General features: G+C 65.0%; 16 protein-coding genes. 3 read left to right on the forward strand and 13 right to left on the reverse strand.

Annotation, left to right across the window (positions count from 1 at the left end):
- The 3 genes from CRO75_RS30085 to CRO75_RS30095 form a co-directional block, all read left to right on the forward strand.
- The coding region (locus CRO75_RS30085) for an amidohydrolase family protein (RefSeq protein WP_143504262.1) at nt 1-399 on the forward strand (399 nt) is incomplete at its 5' end.
- 68 nt (nt 400-467) lie between these two features.
- Entirely contained in the window at nt 468-1,094 is a 627-nt protein-coding gene (gene ycaC, locus CRO75_RS30090) for an isochorismate family cysteine hydrolase YcaC (RefSeq protein WP_028682128.1), read from the forward strand.
- A 679-nt stretch (nt 1,095-1,773) separates the two neighbouring features.
- Nucleotides 1,774-2,679 (forward strand): LysR family transcriptional regulator, encoded by a 906-nt coding sequence (locus CRO75_RS30095; RefSeq protein ID WP_092420973.1) that lies wholly within the window; start codon nt 1,774-1,776, stop codon nt 2,677-2,679.
- Between the two features lie 56 nt (nt 2,680-2,735).
- Here CRO75_RS30095 and CRO75_RS30100 read toward each other — a convergent pair whose 3' ends face one another.
- The 13 genes from CRO75_RS30100 to CRO75_RS30160 form a co-directional block, all read right to left on the reverse strand.
- Nucleotides 2,736-3,995 (reverse strand): TIGR02270 family protein, encoded by a 1,260-nt coding sequence (locus CRO75_RS30100; protein WP_097140175.1) that lies wholly within the window; start codon nt 3,993-3,995, stop codon nt 2,736-2,738.
- A gap of 3 nt (nt 3,996-3,998) precedes the next feature.
- Nucleotides 3,999-4,913: a hypothetical protein gene (locus tag CRO75_RS30105; RefSeq protein WP_097140177.1), complete on the reverse strand. Its 915-nt coding sequence runs from the start codon at nt 4,911-4,913 to the stop codon at nt 3,999-4,001.
- A 10-nt stretch (nt 4,914-4,923) separates the two neighbouring features.
- Complete coding sequence (locus CRO75_RS30110) at nt 4,924-5,871, reverse strand: DUF4150 domain-containing protein (RefSeq protein ID WP_009044350.1); 948 nt, start codon at nt 5,869-5,871, stop codon at nt 4,924-4,926.
- Nucleotides 5,872-6,906: a 3-oxoacyl-ACP synthase gene (locus CRO75_RS30115; protein WP_097140179.1), complete on the reverse strand. Its 1,035-nt coding sequence runs from the start codon at nt 6,904-6,906 to the stop codon at nt 5,872-5,874. It lies immediately after the preceding gene.
- Nucleotides 6,906-8,018: a DUF2169 domain-containing protein gene (locus CRO75_RS30120; protein WP_097140181.1), complete on the reverse strand. Its 1,113-nt coding sequence runs from the start codon at nt 8,016-8,018 to the stop codon at nt 6,906-6,908. The genes CRO75_RS30115 and CRO75_RS30120 overlap by 1 nt, the downstream gene beginning before the upstream one ends.
- A gap of 15 nt (nt 8,019-8,033) precedes the next feature.
- Nucleotides 8,034-8,480: a DUF6484 domain-containing protein gene (locus tag CRO75_RS30125; protein WP_097140182.1), complete on the reverse strand. Its 447-nt coding sequence runs from the start codon at nt 8,478-8,480 to the stop codon at nt 8,034-8,036.
- 17 nt (nt 8,481-8,497) lie between these two features.
- A complete protein-coding gene (gene tssI / locus CRO75_RS30130; RefSeq protein WP_097140184.1) occupies nt 8,498-10,723 on the reverse strand; it encodes a type VI secretion system tip protein TssI/VgrG in 2,226 nt (741 codons plus the stop codon).
- Between the two features lie 30 nt (nt 10,724-10,753).
- Nucleotides 10,754-13,477 carry a type VI secretion system ATPase TssH gene (gene tssH / locus CRO75_RS30135; RefSeq protein ID WP_097140186.1) on the reverse strand — a complete coding sequence of 908 codons (2,724 nt, stop codon included), beginning with the start codon at nt 13,475-13,477 and terminating at the stop codon, nt 10,754-10,756.
- Nucleotides 13,470-14,522 (reverse strand): type VI secretion system baseplate subunit TssG, encoded by a 1,053-nt coding sequence (gene tssG, locus CRO75_RS30140; protein WP_239990678.1) that lies wholly within the window; start codon nt 14,520-14,522, stop codon nt 13,470-13,472. Before tssG ends, tssH begins: the two co-directional genes overlap by 8 nt.
- Nucleotides 14,486-16,345, reverse strand: a complete 1,860-nt coding sequence (gene tssF, locus CRO75_RS30145; protein ID WP_097140191.1) for a type VI secretion system baseplate subunit TssF — start codon at nt 16,343-16,345, stop codon at nt 14,486-14,488. Before tssF ends, tssG begins: the two co-directional genes overlap by 37 nt.
- Complete coding sequence (gene tssE / locus CRO75_RS30150) at nt 16,342-16,857, reverse strand: type VI secretion system baseplate subunit TssE (RefSeq protein ID WP_009044342.1); 516 nt, start codon at nt 16,855-16,857, stop codon at nt 16,342-16,344. The genes tssF and tssE overlap by 4 nt, the downstream gene beginning before the upstream one ends.
- A gap of 150 nt (nt 16,858-17,007) precedes the next feature.
- Nucleotides 17,008-17,451 carry a hypothetical protein gene (locus tag CRO75_RS30155; protein ID WP_097140193.1) on the reverse strand — a complete coding sequence of 148 codons (444 nt, stop codon included), beginning with the start codon at nt 17,449-17,451 and terminating at the stop codon, nt 17,008-17,010.
- Nucleotides 17,448-17,879 carry a type VI secretion system amidase effector protein Tae4 gene (locus CRO75_RS30160; protein ID WP_037005248.1) on the reverse strand — a complete coding sequence of 144 codons (432 nt, stop codon included), beginning with the start codon at nt 17,877-17,879 and terminating at the stop codon, nt 17,448-17,450. Before CRO75_RS30160 ends, CRO75_RS30155 begins: the two co-directional genes overlap by 4 nt.
- Nucleotides 17,880-17,890 lie beyond the last annotated feature (11 nt).

The raw sequence follows: 17,890 nt of genomic DNA on the forward strand, positions 1-17,890 counted from the left end.
GCCTGGTTCTCCTCGGAGCAGGGCAAGAAGGGCCAGATCAAGGTCGGCCAACTGGCGGACCTGGCGGCCCTGTCCGCGGACTTCTTCAGCGTCGAGGAAGAGGCCATCAAGTGGATCGAGTCGGTGCTGACCGTGGTCGACGGCAAGGTGGTGTACGCCGCCGACGACTTCTCCAAGCTCTCGCCGCCGATGGTGCCGGTGCTGCCGGACTGGTCGCCGGTGGTCAAGGTGCCGGGGCATTGGCGTCCGACCTCGCCGCTGGTGGCCCAGGTGCACCAGTGCAGCGGCCCGTGCGCGGTGCACTCCCACAGCCACGAGCGGGCGCGTCTGTCGAATGTGCCGGTCAGCGATTTCCAGGGTTTCTGGGGCGCCTTCGGCTGCTCGTGCTTTGCCTTCTGACGATCCACAACAGTGCCGGCCACAGTGGCCGGTGCCCATAGCGACATCCATCCACCTAGGAGTTTCACATGAGCAACGTACCCTACAAACGTCTGGACATTAATGACGCCGTTGTCTTGTTGGTCGACCACCAGACCGGCCTGATCTCGCTGGTCCAGGATTTCTCGCCGAACGAGTTCAAGAACAACGTGCTGGCCCTGGCCGACTGCGCCAAGTTCTTCAAGCTGCCGACCATCCTCACCACCAGCTTCGAATCCGGCCCGAACGGCCCACTGGTGCCCGAGCTGAAACAGATGTTCCCGGATGCGCCCTACATCGCTCGCCCAGGCCAGATCAATGCCTGGGACAACGAAGACTTCGTCAAGGCGATCAAGGCCACCGGCCGCAAGCAACTGATCATCGCCGGCGTGGTGACCGACGTCTGCGTGGCGTTCCCGACCCTGTGCGCCCTGGAAGAAGGTTTTGACGTGTTCGTCGTGACCGACGCCTCCGGCACCTTCAACGAGGTGGTGCAGCAGGCTGCCTGGGCCCGCATGTCCGCCGCCGGCGCGCAACTGGTCAACTGGTTCTCCGTGGCGTGCGAGCTGCAGCGCGACTGGCGCAACGACATGGAAGGCCTGGCCAACCTGCTGTCGCAGCGTATCCCGAACTATCGCAACCTGATGAACAGCTACTCGGCGTTTACTGCCAAATAAGCTTCGCGTCATCGCTGAGCTGAAAAAATGCCCGCCATTGTGCGGGCATTTTTTTGCCTCGCGGACAGCGCGATCCCTGTAGCCGCTGCCGCAGGCTGCGATCGGCGGCGTAGCCGCCGTAAAACCAGGCGATGTGGTTTTCCAGCAGATCGCGGACTCAGGTTTTGCGGCAACTGCGTTGCCGTTCGCAGCCTCGCAAGCTTGGCAGCGGCTACACAGGCATCGCGGTCCCTGTAGCCGCTGCCGCAGGCTGCGATCGGCGGCGAAGCCGTCGTAAAACCAGGCGATGTGGTTTTCCAGGCAGATCGCGGACTCAGGTTTTGCGGCAACTGTGTTGCCGTTCGCAGCCTCGCAAGCTCGGCAGCGGCTACACAGGCATCGCGGTCCCTGTAGCCGCTGCCGCAGGCTGCGATCGGCGGCGTAGCCGTCGTAAAACCAGGTGATGTGGTTTTCCAGGCAGATCGCGGACTCAGGTTTTGCGGCAACTGCGTTGCCGTTCGCAGCCTCGCAAGCTCGGCAGCGGCTACACAGACATCGCGATCCCTGTAGCCGCTGCCGCAGGCTGCGATCGGCGGCGCAGCCGTCGTAAAATCAGGCGATGTGGTTTTCCAGGTGGAATGAGGTGCCGGAACGCGAAAAAGCCGCTATAAAGCGTTCAGCTGTCAACCAGAGAGTGACAATGAACCCGTTCGAAGACATGCGTATTTTTTGCCAGGTCATGGACGCCGGCAGCTTCACCGCGGCGGCGGATCAGCTGGGCCTGTCCAAGCAGTTCGTCAGCCGGCGCCTGATGCAGCTGGAAGAGCGCCTGGGCGTGCGCCTGCTCAATCGCTCGACCCGACGCCTGGACGTGACGCCCCTGGGGCAGAGCTACTACGAGTCGGCCCTGCGCCTGCTCAGCGAAGTCGAACAGGTGGAGCAGGGCATCGCCGGCCAGACCGTCGAACCCCGGGGCACCATTCGCCTGAGCGCGCCGCTGTCGTTCGCCATGGCCCATCTGGGAGAGCTGTTGCCGCTGTTCCTGCGGCGCTATCGCGATGTCGCGGTCGAGGTCGATCTCAGCGACCGGCCGGTGGACCTGCTTGGCGAGGGCTACGACCTGGCCTTGCGCATCGGCGTGCTGGAAGACTCGACGCTGATCGCCCGGCGCATCGCCTCGATCCAGCGGGTGTATTGCGCCAGCCCGGCGTACCTGGCCGAGCGCGGCACCCCGCTCAGGCCCGAGGAACTACAGGGCCACGACTGCCTGCCTTACGGCCACGGCCGCCAGGTGCAGTGGCGTTTCGAAGGGCAGGGCCACAAGCCCTTGCTGGTCAACGTCACCGGCAGGATGCGGGTCAACAACGGCGAATTGCTCAAGGACGCGGCGATCGCCGGCATGGGCATCACTTATCTGCCGACCTTCATCGTCGAGGCCGCGCTCAAGGACGGGCGGCTGGTATCGCTGCTGGACGGCTTCGAACCCGAGCCCCTGGCCTTGTCGGCGGTCTACCCGCAGCACCGCCAGGGTTCGCGGCCGGTGCAGGTGTTTATCGAGTTCCTGCGCGAACAGCTGAATCGCGGCGTGGTGCCGGGATCGCGATAAGCGCTAGGGAGAATGCAGTGCGTTAGCGGGGGCAGTCCGGGGCAACTGCCTGTTCATCACCGCCCGAACGCCGCCGGCTCTCCCAACAATGCCTTTTGCCGCCAGGCGGGTGCGCTGGTGGGGAACAGCACCTCGGTCGGTCGCAAGCGCGCGATGCCGCAGGCCGCGGCGATTCGCTGGCGTTGCTGGCCGCGGACAAGCGCTTGCCGATAACTGCTTTCGCTCTGTTGCAGCCCCAGCACATAGCCCACGCCTGCCTGGAAATCGCCTGCATGGGCTTGCCACCAGGCTGCGATCAACCGCGGGTCGGGCCAGGGTAGGTTCTCATCGGGGTCCATGACGACATTGGCATCCTCAGGGTCGTCGTTCGGGCCGGCATCGAAATCCGGCAGGTCCTGCAATTCCAGATCGAGCAGCGCCAGGTCGGCGCCAGTCATCAGGCTGAAGGCCTCGCCAGCGACGCGGGCATGCGGCAGGTCGCTCATCTGCTGGATCAGCCAGGGCACACTGACCGGATCGCCCAGCAGCCCGACGGCCTGGATGCCGATGCGCCGCTGCCCGGGGTTCTGCATCAACTGGCGGATCCAGGCGATGCTGTACTCGCGCTGTTGCCAGGCCAGCCATACGCAGAGCGCGCGGTACTGGAATTCGCCCGGTTGCTCGGCGAACTGGCGCAGTGGCTCCAAAGCTTCCTCGTCGCCCATCTGCGCGGTGGCCCAGTTGGCCCAGAAGCGGGTGGCTGCGTCCTGATGCTGGCGGTGGGCACGAATCGCCGACATCAGGTCACGACGGCGCAACTCGCCGGCAGTACGAGCGGCCTGGGCGATAACGGCCACATCGGCATGCGCCAACCCCGCAATCAACACTGCCCCCGGATCACGCCGGTGCATGCCGCAGGCGGCCAGGCCGATGCAGCGAAACAACGCTTGCGGCGAGCCGAGCAGCTTCTCCACCCAGGGTTCGACTCGGGGCCAGTCCAGCCAGCCCAGCGCGGCACCCATATAACGGGCACCGTCGGGGTGGGCGCGCAGATGTTCGGCCAACTGGGTCATTGCGCAAGTATTGGCGGCTTCGAAGGCCAGCACCGTGGCCGCGAATATCTCGCCCTGGGCGTTGGGGTTGAGCTGCTGGAGCACCAGGTCCAGGCTCTTTAGCCCGCCTATCTGCAAAGCATCCAGATGAGCTTCGATGCGCTTGTCGAGATCGAGCAGGTGCGCCAGGTCGTAGTGGGGGGCGTGCACGGCAAGGTCGCGCAGACCGGCCAGAAAGGTGGCCTCCTCAATATGCTGGTCGATGACGATACTGAGGCTCGTCATCGATCAGTTTTCTGGGCAAACATGACGCCGCCACGTGCTGCCGTCGAAACTGAGCACGCATTCGTCGCCTGCCACCCACAGCACATCGGGCTTGGCATCGATGGCGTAGTAGGCCTTTTTGCCCCTCAGCGGCACCTTGGTCTCGCGCAGCTGCACGCCGTCGTACTCAAGCAACTGGTCGGTTGCGGTCACGTAGAGCTTGCCGGCGAACTCAACCATGTTTTCCAGCACTTCGGCGCACAGGTCGCGATCGCCGATATCTGTCCATCCCGCCTGCGCGCTGCCTCGTAGCAGGATCCCGCCGGACCCGCCGATGTACACCACACCATCGGCGGCGCAGTGCACGCAGTAAAGCGGCAGGTTGGTGGGGGCCACCGATGCCTGCCAGCCATTGCCGTCCCAGTGCCAGATGGCGCCGCCATCGCCGACGGCATAGACATCGGCGCGCGAGAACCCGTCAATGCCGTTCAGGCAGGCCGTGACCTCGTCCACCAATGGAACATAGAGCCCCTGGTCGATGCGCTGCCAGACGCCCTTGCTTTGCCTCAATACCTGGTTCTGTGTGCCGCAGGCATACAGTTCGCCATCCACCTCGCAGAGGTCCATCAGGTAGACATTGTCGATGTCCAGCGTGGTGTCGGTGCTGGACTGCCCGGAGGGGTGTTCACGGAGTAGCCCGGCCCGCCCGAGGAAACAGTAGTTACCTTTCTGTTGCCCGCGCAGCGGTGCTCTCTGCAGAGCGCTGTAGACCACCTCGGGAATGTCGTAGACATGGAACCAGTCGTCCTGGTCGATCATCATCACCCGGGTTACGCTGGGTTCCGCGCCCTCCAGATAGAGATGTCCGCCGAGCAGCGCCTGCTCCGGTCCGATCGCGATAATGTTGGTGAAGTAGAGGGCGGTTTCGCTCTTTGCCATGGTTCAGATCCTATGGGCGTCCTGCGGGGGCTGGTGCGGAACGTGCGGGTGGTATGACTTTGCCCGCCGCGCCCGAGGCACGGAGGTTCAAAGTGTTGGTGCAGCCAGGTCCTTTCTTCGGCTTGGCCTTGTAGTACTGGTCGAGCTGGAAGGCGACGCATTCCTGCTCTTTTTTCGTCAGGTCGCGCGGGGGGCTCAGCGCGCCTCCCGCCGAGGCTGCCGCAGTGTTGCGTGCGGTTTCATATTTGAACGGCTTGCCCTTGTCGAAGTGGTCCAATTCGACCGGATCGAACTTCGCATGGCAGCGCTTGTGCGAACCCTGGTGCTGGTTGCCGCGCGACACGCAGATCACCGGGGCTTTCGAGTGACTGTAACCGGCCTTGCCGCGCATGCAGCGGCCGGGTATCAGATGGTGGCCGGTTTGCGCCGCTCCGCTCGCTGTGTTCGGACAGGCCTTGCTATAGGGCTGCAGGCGCAGGTGTCCCATGCCGGCGCACTTGCCGCCCGGCTTGAAGGCCGCCTTCATCTTCGAGGTGTGCGGCCAGGTTGCCGTGTTGCCAGGAGACGGATTGTGGTTGTGGGTGGTCAGGTCGAGATGGCGAACGACGTTCAATCCCTCGAACTTCACGTCCATCGACCAGGAGATGAAATAGACCTTCCCGGTATTGGTACTGGTGATAATGCCTTTCTTCGGCGCTCGACCTGCCTCGTCGCCATAGCTCTTCTTGAAATGGCTCTTATTCTTGAGCATCACTTCCTTGCCGGTGATCTTGACGGTCCGAGTGCCCTGCGTCGTGTCCTTCGACATGCCGGTATTCGGATAGGGGATCGGTACGCCCAAGGGGGTAGGCGGTGCCTGTGGCGGGGTGAAGCAGACGTCGGGAAACGAGGCTATCGATTTCCCCGAGGCCGACTTGCAGGAAAGTTCTCGACCATTGGCGTAGACCTCATTGGCCATCTAGTTCGCCCTCACACGCTGGTAGCCGAGCACCATCGCCGCCCGCTCGCCCCCATCATTGCTCGAATGGCAGAGTACCTGCGCGCTGTGGCCGTAGCCTTTGCGCGAGGCAGCCAGGGCAATGCACAGCAGCGCGGGTCCGGTCATTGCCCCGCACTCGCCGATGCAGTCCGCGGGGCTCCAGAGCTCGACGCGCTCCTTGTGTACCCGCAGGGTCCGGCTCAGGGTCAGCGCGGCTTCCTTGAAGTAATACTGCTCACCCGTCAGGTCGGCGAGACGATAGTCGATATGCTCGAAGCCGAAGCCGCAGTCATCGAACGCCGCTTTCACCGCCTGAGTGAGCCCGTCCGCGCGAAATGGCAGCCCCTCGCTTTCGACAGTAGCTTTTTCCCTTCCGAAACCAAGCCCAAGGCATAACAGTTGCGGCTCTTCGCTGGCCCGCACGGCCGTCACCAGTATCGCCGCAGCGCCTTCGCCAGGAATGAAGCCGTTGTCGCAATGACTGCTGAGTAGCCGGTCTCGCTCCTGATAGGCCGCGAGCGTCGCCCCGGTGAGATAGGAATCGACACCTGCGATCAGTACCTTCGAACATCCCTGCTCGATGAGTCTACGTGCGTTGATCAATGCCACCGCGGCGCTCACCCGGCCCCGCGGGATCACACAGGAGCGCTCGTGAAAGCGCTGGCCGAGGCGCTCCTCGATGGCCAGCAGCAAGGACTCGTCCAGGCGCTCCAGGCGTCCTGGACGGTCGCTCTCGGCCACGCCGAGCAGCAGCGGTATGTCGTGGACGTCCTCGTCGGACAGACCGGACAGGCACTCTGCGATGGCCATGCTGGCCATTCCCACCAGTTGTGCATATCCGGAGGACGGCTCAGGCAGGATCACGGGCGCGCCGATCAACCATTCCCCTGCCTGGTCAATGAAACGGGTTTCCTGGAAGTTGTCGATGGCGCAACGGATCGCCGCGCAGCTCGCGGGGGCGCTAAGGCCAACGGCGCTGACCATGCCGGAGCCGATGATGCACAGTGCGGTCATCAGGGCGTCTCCTCGGGTGTGCGTTTGGCTTTCACCAGGGCCGACAGCGACGGGTAGTAATCCTTGCCCAGTTCGCGGGCGCGCCACCAGCCCGTGGACATAGTGCCGACCAGCACCTGAGCGATCTCGAACAGGTTGCGTTGTAGCGGACGGGAGACACGCCAGGTCAACTGCACCTGGCACGTGTCGGTGTCGATCAGCAGGGTGTCGATCACCGCCTGCACGGTTTCATGGCCGCCTTTTTTCAGGAAGAAGGTCACCGGCACCTCCATCTGGGGAATGCGAAAGCCCGCGCGCTCCTGGGGCGTGAGGTTGAGCAACAGCACATCCTCACCACCGCGCAGGTAGTGGGTCTGCTGATCCTCAGGAGCCGCCTGAAAGTAGCGCTGGTCGAAATCCGCCGGCAGAAAGGGAAAGCAGTCGGCCAGCCAGGCCTCGTCGTAGGTGCCGGCGAAGCGAGCGCGTTGCGGCCAGCCACGGCCGAGGGGGCCGAGGGCCATGGGGCGGAAGTCGCCAGAGGGACTGTCGATCGGTTTGCCCAACTCCTCGGTGCTCGGCATCGGCATGCCGACGATGTCGGCACTGTCGGCGCTGCGTGGGTACCAGCCGCAACCGATCGGATTGTCCAGGTAGCAGTGGCGTAATTGGGGGTCGTTGGCGATCGGATGGCTGCCGCCAAACGCCCGGGCGTAGGAGATGTCCTGCTCGGTAAACGGCTGCGGCAAGCCGGGAGCAACGCCCAACAGCCCCGATTGCCATTGCCGTGGACCGAGGACGGAAAAAGCCTTGCTCATCCGCCCGACGCGAATGCCCGCGGTCAGTTGCGTCACGGGACGCCCGCCTGGGGCGTAGGCCTTGCCGCGCACCAGGACATCGCAGCATGGCTTGACCGGGGCGAAGTCCATTTCCTGCAGCGGGGCGCTGAGGCCGGGCTCGCCGAGGAAGGTGTCGGCCATCAGCAGCGGTTGCTGGGTGTCGGCGAGGGTAGCCGCGCGGCCGTCCAGGGGCAGGTTGAACGTGCCCTTGGCCACCACCACCAGGGATTCGCGGCCATCGGGCGCCAGGCCCTGGGTATAGGCGGCAAGCAGTTGGCTGGCGTTGAGCAGTTCCATAGGCCGGATACCTGTCTAGTTGATCTGCACCGAACCGCCCTTGATGCGGTTGACCCCGCTGGAGCGGCTGGACAGGTAGGCGCCCTGGATGATCACCTTGCCTGCGCGGGTCAGGGTGATGCTGGCCTTGCCGCAACGCAGGACGATCTCGCGTTCGGCGCTCAGTTCCAGGCACTGCTCGTCCAGCCGCACGCTGGCGACGGGCTCGGGTGGGGCATCCGCGCCGAGCAAGCGGCCGATCACCAGTGGGCAAGCCGGGTCGCCGCCTTCGAACATCAACGCGACCTGGCCGCCGATATCCGCGGGGCCCAGCAGCGCGGTGCAACGGGCAACGACGCCGCTGCCATCCGGGCAACCCGGGTAAACGACCCTGGGCGCACTGGCGTGCGGCAGCTCGAGCAGGGTGCCGATGACCACTGCATCGATGCGGGCTTGCATGGGGAGCGGGTGTTGAACCGTCATTGCATGCCTCCACTGTGCTAGTTCTGCAGGATCTTCTGGCCCTTGACCACCACGTTCCTGTTGGCCTTGATGTTGATGGCGCCGGAGCCGTCGATGGTGATGTCCTTGCCGCGAATCATGATGGTGCCGTCCTTCTTCATGGTGATGCTGGCCGCGCCCGTGGTCAGGGTGATGGAGTCGCCGGCGGTGAGGGAGAAGTTCTTGCCGACGTCCAGGCTGTCGTTCTGCTGGATGTTGGTGGAGCGGTTCTGGGATACGTCGCGGGATTCGTTCTTGCCGATCTGGGTGCTCTGGTTGCCGTTGATCTCGATACCTTCGTTGCCCTTGACCGTTTCGTTGCGGTTGCCGGTGATGTCGATGGTCTCGTTGCCGCCCACGTCCTCGGTGCGGTTGCTGACGATGCTGATGGTTTCGTTGGCACCGACCTTTTCCGTGCGGTCCGCGCCTATGGTGATGGTCTCGTTGTTGCCCACCTTCTCGGTGCGGTTGGCGCCGATGGTGATTTTCTCGTCGCTGCCGACATCCTCGGTGCGGTTCACACCGATGGAGATGGTCTCGTTATTGCCGACCTTTTCCTTGCGGTCCACGCCGATGGTGATGGTTTCGTTGTTATCGACGGTTTCGGTGCGGTCGTGTTTGACGTGCACGGTTTCGTCGTTGTCGATGGTCTTGCTGCGGTCGTGGCCGACCCAGTGGGTCTCGTCGTTCTCGACCTCGATGTCCTGGTTCTTCTCTGCGTGGATGAACAACTGCTCCGCGCCCTTTTTGTCCTCCATGCGGATTTCATTGAAGTTGGCGGGCGAGCCCTCCTTGCTCGAGCGGCTTTTCACCCCGCTCTGGGTGGCATTCGCCGGCAGTTCGTAGGGCACGGTCTGTTCGGCGTTATAGACGCGGCCGGTGATGATCGGGCGATCCGGGTCGCCTTCGAGGAAACCGACTATCACTTCCTGGCCGATCCGCGGGATCTGCACCGACCCCCAGTTCTTGCCGGCCCAGGCCTGCGACACGCGCATCCAGCAGGAGCTGTTTTCGTTGGATTGGTCGTGGCGATCCCAATAGAAATGCACCTTGACCCGGCCATACTGGTCGGTCCAGATCTCCTCGCCGGCGGGGCCCACCACCTTGGCGGTCTGCGGCCCGCGGACAATCGGCAGGGGCGTCAGGGGCAGGGGGCGGAAGGCCTGGCTGGCATCCATGCAGTCCAGCTCGCTGGTGAACTGCTCGGCCAGGTCCAGTTGCCCGCTTTCATAAAGCTCCTGGCGGATCTGGTAGCGGGCGACCACCACCAGGTATTCGCGATTCTGGTCGGCGCGCTCGTAGCCGGTCAGCTTGAACAGATGGCCGCAGCCCAGGCCACGCGCCCGACCGCGCAACTGCACGCGCTCGAACTGGCTGTGAATGGCCTGGATACGGGTGCGTGCGTAATGCTCGCCATCCTTGCTCTGGACGTATTCGCCCGGGTAGTCGTAGAGCGGATGGTCGCCGTTGCTGTGGCTGCGCGACACGCTGGAGCGCACTTCGAGGCTGGCGCCGGGGCGCTGGAAGTCGTAGTCGTTCAACGCCAGCGAGCCCGGCTGGACTTCCCGCGCCAGTTGCCAGTCGTAGAAGTGGTCGCGCTCGCGCATCTGCTGGTCGGGCGGGTAGAAGGGCACCGAGGCGTAGTCGGCCACCGTCGAGTGGGCGCCGTAGGCGTCGGCCAGCACCAACACGTGACGCGCTTTCTCATGGCGGAAGTAGTAGTAGATGCCTTCCTGCTCCATCAGCCGGCTGATGAAATCGAAGCTGGTTTCACGGTATTGCACGCAGTATTCCCACTCGCGGTAACTACCGCTCAGGTTGTCTTCGAAATCGGAGAAGCCGAGGTCGCGGAACACCTGCTTGATGATGTCCGGCACCGTCTTGTTCTGGAAAATCCGGCAGTCCGAGGTGCGCGTGAGCAGCCAGAACCAGGGCCGCAGGCTGACCCGATAACCGGCGAACTGGCCGTGGCCGGTCAGTTGCCGGCAGCCGCAGGCAATGCCATGGAAGTAGCGTTTGCCGCCGCCGTGCAGCTCCAGGGTCAGGCCCATCGGCTTGCCCAGCAACTGGTCGAACTTGATCGCCCGGTCTTCGGACGTGAGGTCCAGTTCGTAATGGAACAATCGCCCCAGCTCCTCGCTGCCTTCCATGCCCTGCAACAGCAGGACCTCGCCGCCGAGGGGGCTGTCGACCTGCACCAGGCGGGTGCTTTGCGTGATTGCCATAAACGGCTTCCTCCGGCTCGCGTTCGGGCGTCAGTCGGTCGTCTCGCCAACATGCGGGTCGAATGCGTAATGCAGCGCATTGTCCCGTTGGCTGATGCGCACGCCCGCCAGCGGCTTGCCCTCGAGCATGCGGGTGAGAAACTCCCGGCTCATATCCGGCAACAGGGTATTGGTCAGGATGGCGTCGATCATCCGTCCGCCGCTCTCGATCTCGGTGCAGCGCGAGACGATCAGGTCGACCACGCTGTCGTCGTAGGCGAAGGGCACCTTGTGCCCGCTTTCCACGCGCTGCTTGATCCGCTCCAGTTGCAGGCGGGTGATGGCCTTGAGCATCTCGTCGCTCAGCGGGTAGTAGGGGACGGTCACCAGGCGCCCGAGCAGGGCCGGCGGGAACACCTGGAGCAATGGCTCGCGCAGCGCCTTGGCGATGGCATCGGGGTCGGGCAGCCGTTGCGGGTCGCGGCACAGGCTGGCGATCATCTCGGTGCCGGCATTGGTGGTGAGCAGGATCAGGCAGTTCTTGAAATCGATCAGGCGGCCTTCGCCGTCCTCCATCACCCCCTTGTCGAACACCTGGAAGAAGATTTCGTGCACGTCCGGGTGGGCCTTCTCCACCTCGTCCAGCAACACCACGCTGTAGGGTTTGCGCCGCACCGCCTCGGTCAGCACGCCGCCTTCGCCGTAACCGACATAGCCGGGCGGGGCGCCCTTGAGGGTGGAGACGGTGTGCGCCTCCTGGAACTCGCTCATGTTGATGGTGATGATGTTCTGCTCGCCGCCGTACAGGGCCTCGGCCAGGGCCAGGGCGGTTTCGGTCTTGCCCACGCCCGAGGTGCCGGCGAGGAGGAACACGCCAATCGGTTTGCTGGGGTTGTCCAGCCCGGCGCGCGAGGTCTGGATGCGCTTGGCGATCATCGCCAGGGCATGGTCCTGGCCGATGATGCGTTTTTTCATGTGCTCGTCGAGCCTGAGCACGGTGTCGATTTCGTTGCGCGCCATGCGCCCGACCGGGATGCCGGTCCAGTCGGCGACCACCGCGGCCACCGCCTGGTAATCCACGGTGGGCAGGATCAACGGGCTTTCGCCCTGCAAGGTGGCGAGGCGGCTCTGCAGGTCGCCGAGCTTGTCGCGCAATGCCGTGCGTTCGGCTTCAGCCAGGCGCGGCGATGCAGCGCCGGCCTCGCCGCTGGTGTCGTCCAGCGGTTCGGCGGCGGCGCGCAGGGTGGCGCGGGTCGCCAGCAGTTCATCGACCAGGGCTTTCTCTTCGCCCCAGCGACTCTCCAGGGTCGCCAGGCGTTGACGTTCCTCGGCGAGGGCCGCCTCGACCTCCTGCTGGCGAGTGCCGATGGCAATGCCAATGGCCTGCTCGCGGCCGATGATCGCCTGCTCGGTGCTCAGCGCCTCGATGCGTCGGCGGCTGTCGTCCACTTGCGCCGGTACCGCATGCAGGCTGATGGCGACCCGCGCGCAGGCGGTGTCGAGCAGGCTCACCGACTTGTCCGGCAGCTGCCGGGCCGGAATATAACGGTGCGACAGCTTGACCGAGGCCTCCAGCGCTTCGTCGAGGATCTGCACCTTGTGGTGCTGCTCCATGGTCGAGGCGACGCCGCGCATCATTAGGATCGCCTTGGCCTCGGACGGCTCGTCGACCTGCACCACCTGGAAGCGCCGGGTCAGGGCGGGGTCCTTCTCGATATGCTTTTTGTATTCGGCCCAGGTGGTTGCCGCCACGGTGCGCAGGGTGCCACGGGCCAGGGCCGGCTTGAGCAGGTTGGCGGCATCGCCGGTACCGGCCGCGCCGCCGGCACCGACCAGGGTATGGGCCTCGTCGATAAACAGGATGATCGGCTTGGGCGAGGCCTGCACATCCTCGATGACCTGGCGCAGGCGCTGTTCGAACTCGCCCTTCATGCTCGCGCCGGCTTGCAGCAGGCCGACGTCCAGAGTGCGCAGTTCGACGTCCTTGAGGCTCGGCGGCACGTCGCCGGCGACGATACGCAGGGCGAAGCCCTCGACCACCGCGGTCTTGCCGACCCCGGCTTCGCCGGTGAGGATGGGGTTGTTCTGCCGGCGGCGCATCAGGATATCGACCAGTTGGCGAATCTCCTCGTCGCGCCCGACTATGGGGTCGAGTTTGCCGCTGCGGGCCTGTTCGGTGAGGTCTACGGTAAAGCGCTTGAGCGCCTCCTGCTTGCCCAGCGCGCTGGGCGCCAGGGCGCCGCTCGCTTCGCCCGGCGCGGCGGTGGCGTTGAAACCGTCGCTGGCGGCCAGGCCATTTTCCGGCGAATCGCCGAGGTATTCGTCGAAGCGCTCGATCAGGTGCTCCACCTTGATCTTGTCGAACTCGCGGGAGATGGCCGAGAGGGCGTGGCGCAGGCTCGGTGTCTTGAGCATGCCGACGACCAGGTAGGCGCCGCGCACCTGGCTTTCGCCGAACAGCAAACTGCCATAGACCCAGCCGCGCTCCGCGGCTTCCTCGACCTGCAAGGACAAGTCGGTGATCGAGGTCGAGCCGCGCGGCAGGCGGTCCAGGGCGTCGGTGATATCCCTGGACAGGCGCGCCGGGTCGAGGCTGAACTGGCGGACCAGGCGGTGCAAATCGCCGTCCTGCAATTGCAGCAACTGATGCAGCCAATGCACCAGCTCCACATAGGGGTTGCCGCGCAGTTTGCAGAACACCGTGGCGGCTTCGATGGCCTTGTAGGCCGGGCTGTTCAACTTGCCGAACAGCGCGGCGCGGCTGATCTCACTCATGATCGCTGCTCCTTGAGGGGGTGGTATGGCTGGCGTATTCGCGGGCCAGCAGCAGGTCGCCGGCATCCGTCGGCGGGCTGCCGAGCCAGGTGTCGAAGCCCAGGCGGGTCTGGCCGTCGAGATCGATGCGCGGCACTTCCTGGTGCCGCAGCAGCAGATTGACTTCCCAATCCAGCTCTTCGCCCTGGTACTCGGCGACCCAGGCGGCCAGTTCGCCGAAGCTTTCCTGGCCGGGCAGCAGGCGGCGGTATTGCTCCAGGCTCAAGGGCCCCAGGCGGATGCGGAATTTATGCTGGCGATCCCAGACGTGGGTGCCCAGGCTCAGGTCGCTGCCGAGCGAGCAGAGCGCCACGCCCAGCTGGCTGCGCTGCGGCAACTCCAGCCACTGGCCGACGTATTCCTCGATGCTGACCGGCACGCCGAAATAGTCTTCCAGGATCGCGCGCAAGCCGTCCGGGTAGCGGGTTTGCGCCGCCAGGTGGCCGGTGAAGTGGTAACGCGCCGAGTCGGCGATCGGGCCCTGGCCGAGCAGGCTGGTCATGCCCCGCCCGGACAGCGCGGCCAGGCGCATCGACCAGTAGTCGTGAGCGGGGCGGTCATGGCTGACGGTCGGCCGCGCTTCGGCCCAGGCGCGGTAGAACAGGCATAACAGGCGGTGATTGAACACGTCGAGAAAGCGCGTGAAGCTGGCGTCGTCGTTGTTGCGCTGGCGATCGCGGGCGTATTCGGTCAGGTGCAGCGGCAGCGGGCCGTTGGGCCCGGTGAGGCCGAAGAACAACTGTTCGATGCGCGGCGCGGCGCCCTCGGGGCCGGTCTCGATGCTGGCCAGGGTCGAGGGGGCGAAGCCGCAGTCGGGTTTTTGCCCCAGGCGCAGCGGGTCGTCGTGCAAGCGCAGGGAATGGCCGATGCGCGGCCGGTCGCTGGCCTCGCACTCGATGCGCCGTAGCGCCTGGAAGAAGTCGTAGGCCCAGGGCTCGTCGGCCATCCGCTCGATGCTGTGCAGCGGTTTCAGAGGTTCGGTCGACATCCGGGGTGCGCCTGCCATCGCATGATTTCGCCGCGCTCGGTGGTGCGCAGCACGGTTTCGGTGAAGCTGTTGATCGACACGTAACGGGCCAGGAAGCGCTCGAACACCGCGCCCAGCAGGTACACGCCGGTGCCGCGGAAGGCGTTTTCGTCGAACTCCAGGCTGATCTCCAGGCCACGGCCAAAAACGATCGGTCCCGGCATCGGCAACCGGCGGGTGCAGGGCATGCTGCGCACCTGGCGCAGGCCCTCGATTTGCAACTGCAGCGCCGCATCGCCGGGGTCGCCGTACAGGCGCAGCAATTCGCGCAGCGCCGCGGCCCCCTGGCCCTGTTCGCTCAGCGACAGGTAGTTCAGCGACAGCTGGCTGATCAACCGCCAGGCGCTGGCATCGTGCGCGCGGCTCGGCCGCGGCCGGCTTGGCCCGGCCAGGCAGCGCACGGCCAGCACCGGGGCGCTGTCTTCCAGGGTGAAATCGCTTTTGCCGGTACCCACCGGCATCAGCAGCGGCAAGTCGCGGTTGGTGCACAGGGCGCTGAGGCCGAGCTGGCGCAAGTCGTGGCGATAGGGCGCCTGGTTGACATCCACCAGCGAGACGAAGGTTTCGCTGCCGATATAAGTCGAGCGTGGCCCGCGTCGCCGTTGCTGGCTGGACAGGCGACGCGGCTCGCGGCGGACGATGTAGTAGGCCTGCTCGCGGCCATAACGCAGCGGGTCGCGGATCGCATAGAACGGCTGGAACGGCTGCTCGGGGCCGCTGCCATGGCCGGTGACCTGGGTCAGGGAATGGATCTCGAAATCCAGCGGCCGGGTGCGGTCGGCGATCACCTGGTGCTCATGCACCCGCTCGCTCAGGTGAATGCGATCGGTGCGGCGTGCAAACAGGTTCACCGCCGGGGTGCAGAAGGGCACGAATTGGGCTGCGGATACCGTGCCTTCCAGGGTGCTGTCGAGGCGATCGAACAGCACCACCACCTCCAGTTCCTGGCTGGCGCAGCGCTGCACACCGGCGCCCAGCCCGGTGAAGTCGACGAACAAAAAACGATTGGGCAGGGCGAAATATTCCTGCAGCAGGCGATACCCCTGGAAGGCCCGGGGCACCACCGGCAGCACCGCGTCCTGATCGTCGAAGCCGCGCGCCTTGAGGCTCTGCAGAGGCAAGCGCTCGGCCCAGTCGCCATCGACGCTCTTGATAAACACCGCGCAGGCGTTGCCGAGCAACTGCTCGTACAGACGGAAAGGTTGCTCGTCGGCGCCGTTGAGGTAGAGCGGCAGGCTGTCCAGCGCCAGGGCGTTGAACGGCAACCCGGCGCCGCAGCGCAGGCGCAGGCGCAACCCGGCCTTGGCCTTGGGTTCGCTGGCGGCCAGTCGGCCGAGGGTCGCTGCCGGGTTGCCGAAGTATTCGGCATGGCTGACCTGCAACGGCCACAGCGTCACGGCATGGGCGCTGCGGTATTCGCAGGCGGTCTGCTCGCCATGGCCCAGCTGGCCGCGCAGGGCGGCGTGGCGTTCGACCGTGAAGCCGCTGGTCAGCGAACCCTCGTTGGGGTCGGCGACCAACTGGACCACCACCACCGAAGGCGTTGGCGCCAGGTAATGGGGGTAGGCGATTTCCAGCAGATTGTGGGTGAAGGTCGGGTATTCGGCGTCCAGCTTCAGGTGGACCCGCGCGCTCAGATAGGCGAAGCCCTCCAGCAGACGCTCGACATAGGGGTCGGCGCATTCGATGCCGGACAGGGTCAGGCGGCTGGCAATCTTGGGGAACTCCTGGGCGAACTCGGCGGCGCTCTCGCGGATATGCTGCAGCTCCTGGTTGTAATACTCGAGCATGCGCGGGTTCATTGGCGTCTCCTGGCGGGCTCGGCCGGCGTCACCTTGACGTGCCCGGTTTCCAGGTCGAGGGCGGTGCTGAGCAGCAAGCGCAGGGGCACCGGCTCGGCCCACAGATCGCCCTCGATCTCGAAGCTCAGGGCGTTGTGGCTCATGTCATTGCCGTCGAGTCGCGCGCGAACCTTCAACGAGCCTTTGAGGATGCGCGGCTCAAAGGTGGCGATGGTGTCGCTGAACAAGGCTTCGATGGCCTGAACGTCGACACTCGAGGCGGTATGTCCGGCCAGGGGCGGCAGGCCGAAATTCAGCACCGAGTTGCCCGCTGGCATCTGCGCGGCCTGCTCCGGATCGAACAGCACGCAGGTGTTGAACAGCCAGGCCAGATCGCGCAGCACGCAAGCTTTCAGCTGGGTCAGCGACATGACGCGGCGCTCGGCGGCTTCTTTCGGGTTGTGCGGATCGTCGTCGGTCAGGCGATCGAGCAACGAGGGTTGCAGGCGTTCTTGCAGAGTCAGCTCGGCCATCTTCGGTTATCCCTGTCGGTGAAGCTGAGGCTGTGCAGTTGATCCCGCAGGGCCCGCAAGGCGCCGCCCAACTGACCTGCACACATCGGCTGTTCGGCGTCCATCGCCATTTCCTTGTTCGCAGGCTTCGAACCGAGCCCTGGCGTGCGCTCAAACGTCGGGTTCGAACAAGCCGATAAACATTTTCTCATCCCACTGGAAGGGCGGGCAGGCCGTCACTCGGCTCACCGCCGCCGAGGCTTCCAGAGTCTGACCGGAGCCGCTGCGTAGCGCCTGGATCTCGGTACGGCAATCCCGACTGGGCGGGGGCAGTTGCTCGCTGCTTTCCACCAATATCACCTGGCGCGTCCCCACCTGCTTGGTGCGCAGCGTGCCGCTGGGGTCACGGTGGAACTGGCAAGGCCATTTCAGGCTCAGGTCGATGCCGGGTTGCTGCGGGACCAGCACACGACAGTTGCCATTGCGCTCTTCCAGCAGCAGATCCTGGGCCAGGAAGCGCGCCTGAGTGGTGTTATCGACCGGGTTCTGCGCGCAGGCGGAAAAAATCAGGCACGACAAGCCCACGGCGACAAGGCGAAGCAGGTGCCGATTCATGACAGCTCCCAGAACCACACCTGGGCGGAGTGGTTGGCCGGGTCGTCGTAGGTCTTGGTGAAACCGCGGCTCCACAGATCGATATGGTCGCCGGCCGCGCGACTCTCGCCGCTGCGGGTAAAGCAATCCTTGAAAAAAATGATCCCGTTCTTCTCATTGAGCTGCAGCTTGGCCTTGGCCGCGTCGGTAAAGATGCTCGGCCGGCCCAGATGCTGGCGCCACAGCCAGTTCGCCAGCGATTCGGCACCGCGGGCGTGGCCGTGGCTGCAGCGCGGTTCCGAATAGGTGTGGCCATCCACGAGGATGCTTCGCTCGGCGTTGAGCGTAATGCTCAGGCGGATCGCGCATTGATTTTCCCAACCGCCATCGCAAGGCTGGCTTTCAGCCGGATAGTTGTTCCACAGATTGATGAACGCGGGTCTGGCCATCATCGAACCTC

Source organism: Pseudomonas sp. LAMO17WK12:I10 (assembly GCF_900215185.1).
In the GTDB taxonomy this organism is placed as follows: domain Bacteria; phylum Pseudomonadota; class Gammaproteobacteria; order Pseudomonadales; family Pseudomonadaceae; genus Aquipseudomonas; species Aquipseudomonas chlororaphis.